7 protein-coding genes are annotated in these 5,693 nt (G+C 42.0%); 2 read left to right on the forward strand and 5 right to left on the reverse strand.

Features of this window, described 5'->3' with window-relative positions:
• Positions 1-87: 87 nt before the first annotated feature.
• The 4 genes from BGL89_RS15930 to BGL89_RS15945 form a co-directional block, all read right to left on the reverse strand.
• Positions 88-1,140, reverse strand: coding sequence for a phosphotransferase enzyme family protein (locus BGL89_RS15930; RefSeq protein ID WP_286826526.1), 1,053 nt, complete (start codon positions 1,138-1,140; stop codon positions 88-90).
• Positions 1,141-1,436: 296 nt separating this feature from the next.
• The gene (locus tag BGL89_RS15935; RefSeq protein ID WP_286826527.1) at positions 1,437-2,480 is read right to left on the reverse strand and encodes a S66 peptidase family protein; all 1,044 of its coding nucleotides are present in this window, start codon (positions 2,478-2,480) and stop codon (positions 1,437-1,439) included.
• 11 nt (positions 2,481-2,491) lie between these two features.
• On the reverse strand, positions 2,492-2,716 hold the full coding sequence (locus BGL89_RS15940) for a polyhydroxyalkanoate biosynthesis repressor PhaR (protein WP_286826528.1): 225 nt from the start codon (positions 2,714-2,716) through the stop codon (positions 2,492-2,494).
• Positions 2,717-2,758: 42 nt separating this feature from the next.
• The gene (locus BGL89_RS15945) at positions 2,759-3,226 is read right to left on the reverse strand and encodes a CBS domain-containing protein (RefSeq protein WP_286826529.1); all 468 of its coding nucleotides are present in this window, start codon (positions 3,224-3,226) and stop codon (positions 2,759-2,761) included.
• Between the two features lie 161 nt (positions 3,227-3,387).
• On the opposite strand from BGL89_RS15945, the gene BGL89_RS15950 reads away from it, so the two are divergent.
• Together BGL89_RS15950 and nadC are read left to right on the forward strand one after the other, a co-directional pair.
• Entirely contained in the window at positions 3,388-3,954 is a 567-nt protein-coding gene (locus BGL89_RS15950) for a Uma2 family endonuclease (protein WP_286826530.1), read from the forward strand.
• Positions 3,955-4,025: 71 nt separating this feature from the next.
• The gene (gene nadC, locus BGL89_RS15955) at positions 4,026-4,874 is read left to right on the forward strand and encodes a carboxylating nicotinate-nucleotide diphosphorylase (protein ID WP_286826531.1); all 849 of its coding nucleotides are present in this window, start codon (positions 4,026-4,028) and stop codon (positions 4,872-4,874) included.
• A 118-nt stretch (positions 4,875-4,992) separates the two neighbouring features.
• Here nadC and BGL89_RS15960 read toward each other — a convergent pair.
• A partial coding sequence (locus BGL89_RS15960) for an SAM hydrolase/SAM-dependent halogenase family protein (RefSeq protein WP_286826532.1) occupies positions 4,993-5,693 on the reverse strand: 701 nt, incomplete at its 5' end.

Below are 5,693 nucleotides of genomic sequence, written 5' to 3' on the forward strand. Positions count from 1 at the left end.
TGAGTGGCTGACCGAGAATCGGGATGTGTTTGCCGCTTACAAAGCCAGTTTAGGCTTTGTTTGGGCTTGAAATTTGTTTAAGTCCCATTAGAATAATTCCCATTCTTGGGTTTTTAAACGTTTGAGAATGGCCAAACGGCTACTAAAATAATTGGCGCAGAGACGACTATAATCGGTTAAACGCAGGTTATTTAAGCTAATTGACCAAGACCAAATATAGGCCGCTTGGGTGAGATACTGAAGACAAGATAATTCACCATCAGTTAAAGGCACTGTTTCAGTGTAACCTTGGATAAAACCATGGCGAACCTGGCGATTTAAGCCGGATTGTAGGGAAACTTGCAGAAATTTAGCGATATCAAAAACTCGCCAACCATAACCGCACTGATCGAAATCAAATAGGGTCATCTGATTATCAGGGGTGATATGCACATTACCACTATGAGGATCGCCCCAACAAATGCTCCAATAGGGAGATTCTGTCGGTAATTTAGCGGTTTCTTCCTCTATTTCCCCAATGGTTTCTAAGACACAGTCTAGGTCGCTCGGTCGTTGGTGCAGAAAAGGTGCGATAATTTGCCTGGAATCGTCGAGAAGATATTTGAGGTTGAGGGGATGACGATAGGCTAGGGGTTGAAAATCTGCTGTCACCCGATGTAAATTAGCCACGATCGCCCCTAAATGATAGGCTTGTTCTATATCTATGTCCCCAATAGCAATTCCTCCCGGAGCATAGGGAAAGAGGACGGCGTAACGTTTCCCTTCCGGAGCATTAATTTCTAGGGATAAATCACCGTTTTTGCTGCGAATTGGCGCGGCGACGGGAACCTGAGAGCGATCGAGATGATCTAATAATTCTAACTCGAAGTCTATTTCCATTTTGCTGCGCCAATGGCAGTGAGACACGCGCAAAATGTAGGGAGTTGTCAGGGTTTCGAGGAGATACACATCACTTAAACCCCGATGCCAAAATTGACAATTTTTCGGCATATCAATCTCGTAACGAGAAAAAACTAAATCTGCTAGGGCAGCAGGAGCCAGAGTCGAGTAGAGTGTGGGAAAAGTCCATTCTCCAGTCCGAAAATTGGCAGCGGGAGAACTAGAAGGCAGTAAATTGAGCGAAGCCAGAAAAGTCGTCACGGTTCCCTCCCGATGCAAGTGTGGACGACGCTCGCATCATCCTATTTTATAGGCCACATATATTACAAATTGGTTCGATCGCTCCGTATATTTCGCTACATTCCTCTGTCATACTAAATCCTGTTTAAAAGCTATCGGGGAGCAGCAAGCGGGGAGAAGGGAGAAACAATCCATAACTTGGCAGTTAATCGTACTATTAAAAACGGATTTGGTATCAGTCCCCAAAAAATTAATATAGGAGCTGCTGAAAAAGTCCTTGACTGGGAACGCCAGAACAGTTTTTGATGCTTTAACACCTACTTACTAACCGCCGATTCTAACATAGTAATTGTTCCCCGATTAGCATCAAATTCTACTGCAATACCAATAGCTAGAGTCTCGATAATCTCCAAATGTCCGATCATCAAACCTAAACAAGCGGGAATTTTTAAGGGTTGGATATATTCTCGGATTACTTCTTCTAAAGTCAGGGAACCATAGTCACTATCGGCACTACAATTGCTACATTGACCGAAGATAAACCCAGCTAAATTATCGAGAATTCCCGCTAATTTTAATTGATTTAACAGGCGATCTATTTCATAAATATCTTCACCAATATCTTCTAAAAATAGGATAGCACTGGTAAAATCTGGTAGATAGGGAGAACCTGCGATCGAGGCTAAAGTGGTTAAATTACCACCGATTAATTTACCTTTTGCTTGACCTTTAGTAATAGTTTGAATCCGATTTTTTACCTGCATTAAACGATTGGCATCATCGGGATCGGGAATATTTCTAAAAGTCAACTTTTCCCCAGAAAATAAAACCTGTCGAAAGCTTTCAGTTTGAGCGGTGCGCCAACTAGAAAAGCCATTGGGAGCATGGAAAGTAACTAAACCAGTTTTGGCATAAATAGCTAATAATAAAGAAGTTATATCACTAAAACCACAGATAATTTTCGGATTACGGCGAATTAAATCGTAGTCAAGATAAGGTAATAAACGAGCGCTTCCCCAACCGCCGCGAATTGGTAAAATTAAGGCAATATTATCATCGGCAAAAAATTGATTTATATCCGAGGCTCGCTCGCTATCTTTACCAGCTAAATAACCATAACGCTCTAAAGCGTATTTACCAACTTTTGGGACTAATTTTAGGGCTTTAACTGCTTCGATAACTATATTTAAATCATCTTCTTTAAAAGTTGCCCCCGCTGGACTAATAATACCCACTCCGTCCCCCGGTTGTAGATGTGGCGGTTTAATTAGAGGAAAATTATTACTAACAACTTTTCTAGGAATTAGGGAAAAACTAACAGCAGTTATGGCAGTAGTAGTGAGAAATTGACGGCGCTTCATCCTGATAGTTTTTAGAAAAATTGCAAGGGAAAGAGGACAATTAATGCCCAAAACTGATATTTTTGTTTTCCTTCTAATGGGTTTAGTCGATTTTCTATTCCCTCAACTTTTCCCGTTAACACCGCTTGGCCTACCTTTAAATCCCTCACATCTTTTTGTAAAGAATCGATTTTTCCCTCAATCCGCATCAAGATAGTTTCTAGGGAATAAGTAACCGTTTCCTGAGATTGATTCATTTGTTCAAGACCTTTTAGTTAATTGTTGCCCTAGAAAAGCAATTATGCTTCCGATTTTGCCATATCGCGAATGATATCGCCGCGAGTGATAATACCAATTACTTTGTGGGTTTCTTCCTCAATCACCGGTAAACGACGCACATGACGATCATACATTAACGAGGCCGCTTCTTTCAAAGGGCGATCGGCTGTGATACTAATAGGTTTATCGGTCATTACTTCCCCCACGGTTTGACCGAGAGCTTTATGGAGTAATTTCTCGTGACGGCTAGGATTTTGTAGATAGATAACGCTATCGAGGAGCAGAATGTAAGGAGGAGCTTCTACTCCCGTTTCCTGCCACATAAGGTCAGTTTCGGAGATAACCCCAATCAGTCGTATATTGTCATCCACCACGGGTAAACCACTAAACCGCTTTTCGGCCAAAATCTTCACTGCTTCAGACAGAGAAGTGTTAGCGGTGACGGTGATGGGATTGGGAGTCATGATATCGGCAACTGTTTTTGTCATCTTAGCGACCTGCGATAATAATGCTTTCTGTCTCCATCTTATCATTAGGGTAATCAGTCACCGCTTAATTATGAATATTCTTCAATCTTCGGCTGAGAAAATGGTATAACATAAAAAGGAAATAGGATATTAATTTAGTTAGTTGACAAGGAAAAAGAAAAATGATCGCTCAACCTCAATACCCAGAAAGAATGACCCCGGAAGAGTATCTAGAATGGGAAGCTACACAGGAATGTCGCCATGAATACATTGATGGGGAAATTATCGCCATGACTGGGGGTAGTCTGCCTCATAATGATATTACCTTGAATTTTTACACTGCTTTAAGACTTCATCTCCGTCCGCGAGGCTGTCGAGTGAATGTATCTGATGCGAAAGTACAAGCTAATAATAGTCGTTATTTTTATCCCGATTTGGTGATTAGTTGCGATTTTAGGGATAGAGAATCTCGGAATTTTATTCAACATCCACAAGTGATTATTGAAGTGCTTTCCCCCAGCACAGGAAACTATGATCGCACTAAAAAGTTACAATATTATCGTCAGATTGCTAGTTTACAAGAATACGTTTTAGTCGATCCCGAATCGATCAGTGTTGAGGTTTATCGTCGCGGTGAAGATAAAATTTGGTTTTACTGCGCTTATAGTCAAGGGGAAGAAATTATTCTATCTAGTCTCGATTTTCACTGTGCGATCGAGTTAATCTATGAAGGGATAAGTTTCGATTAAAGAAAGTTTACAAACAGGTCAAACATTCCTAAACTTAAAATAAATACGTCCCGATTGTTTCGATAAATTCTATGTTACCGCCCCTATTAGTCCTTGATCCCTTGTTAGAAAACTGGTTACGAGAAGATCTCGGTAGAGGCGATCGCACCACCCAAGCAATTTTCTTCGGTCATGCTAAAATCGGTCAAGCTAGTTGGATTGCCAAAGAAGCGGGAGTTATTGCCGGTTTACCCGTAGCTGAACGAGTTTTTCAACTGCTTAACCCCACTATTCACTTTACCCCCACCGTTGCCGAGGGGGAATTCTGCTCTAAGTCTAAAGTTATTGCCGAGATAGGAGGTTCCCTCGATGCGCTGTTAATTGGGGAAAGAGTCGCTTTAAATCTTGCCATGCGCTTGAGTGGGATTGCTAGTGCCACTCGTCAGTATGTGGAGAAAATTGCCGATTTACCGACCAGATTGGTGGATACTCGCAAAACTACCCCCGGATTGCGAATTTTAGAAAAATATGCCTCCAGTATCGGTGGTGCGATTAACCATCGTTTGGGGTTAGATGATGCAATTATGATTAAAGATAATCATATTCAAGCAGCAGGCAGCATTGAGGAAGCAGTGCGTCGTGTACGGCAAAATATGCCTTATCCTCTCACAATTGAGGTAGAAACCAGCCAATTAGAAGAAGTGAATCAGGCCCTGCAGCAGGAGGTAGAGAGCATTATGTTAGATAATATGGATTTAGAGATGATGCAAACTGCTGTGGAGATGATCCGCAATTTTAATAGTAAAACCAAAATAGAAGCATCGGGAAATATTACCCTCGATCGCATTCGCAACGTTGCCGAAACAGGAGTAGATTATATTTCCACTAGCGCCCCGATTACCCGTTCTACTTGGTTAGATATTAGTATGAGAATTGATTAAAAAGCTATATCAGTTATCAGTGGGAAGTGGGGAAGTGGGGAAGTGGGGAAGTCGGGAAGTCGGGAAGTGGAGCATTTGGCTGAAATTTCCCTAAACCCCCAAAACCCCCAAAACCCTATCACCCTATCTCCTGACTCCTATCTCCTGACTCCTGACTCCTATCTATTCTAACCTCGATCGCATCGCCAATATTTAGGTGTAATTGCTTTTGAGCGCTACCACTATTGACGGCAATTTCTAACCCCCCGTGACTACCGATAAAAGCGACTATTTCTCCGGAAGAAACATCACTGTAGGTGTTTTTTGCGGGGATAATTTTTGGCCCCAACTGTACTGACCAATTTTTTCCCTCTAGGAGATAATCGGAAATATTGCTGATCAAATTGCCGAAAATGTCAATATATTGAATTTGACCCCTGATTTTATCTTCCTCGATTTGCGGAACAGCGATCGCTAATTGTTGCAAGCTATCGGGATCAATAATCTCACCTAACATTTCTAGGGGTACTCCCCGGGACAAATAAGCGGCCACAGGAGCAAAAATATCACGACCATGAAAAGTAGTGCTAGGGTTAGGGGTGCGCCAATAGGAAGAATTATCGAGATTAACGGCAGATATAGCGGGAGATTGGCTTAAAATGCCACTAAATAAACCATTATCTGAACCTACTAAATAACCACCGGCAAAACGAATCCCTACCCCGCGTCTTTTGCTTCCTACCCCCGGATCTTTGACATCCTCACCGCCGTAAACGGACGGTGATTCCCAAACCTCACGATTTAGGTTTCTGCTTCTTTCCCTTGCGGGGTTCCGCACCT

This window comes from Microcystis sp. LSC13-02, assembly GCA_002282935.1.
GTDB lineage: Bacteria > Cyanobacteriota > Cyanobacteriia > Cyanobacteriales > Microcystaceae > Microcystis.

Excerpts from the sequence above, each read along its gene's own strand:
- BGL89_RS15935 (WP_286826527.1), bottom strand. The coding sequence starts at position 2,480 with ATGAAGCGCCGTCAATTTCTCACTACTACTGCCATAACTGCTGTTAGT.
- BGL89_RS15940 (WP_286826528.1), bottom strand. The coding sequence starts at position 2,716 with ATGAATCAATCTCAGGAAACGGTTACTTATTCCCTAGAAACTATCTTG.
- BGL89_RS15945 (WP_286826529.1), bottom strand. The coding sequence starts at position 3,226 with ATGACAAAAACAGTTGCCGATATCATGACTCCCAATCCCATCACCGTC.
- nadC (WP_286826531.1), top strand. The coding sequence starts at position 4,026 with ATGTTACCGCCCCTATTAGTCCTTGATCCCTTGTTAGAAAACTGGTTA.
- BGL89_RS15950 (WP_286826530.1), top strand. The coding sequence starts at position 3,388 with ATGATCGCTCAACCTCAATACCCAGAAAGAATGACCCCGGAAGAGTAT.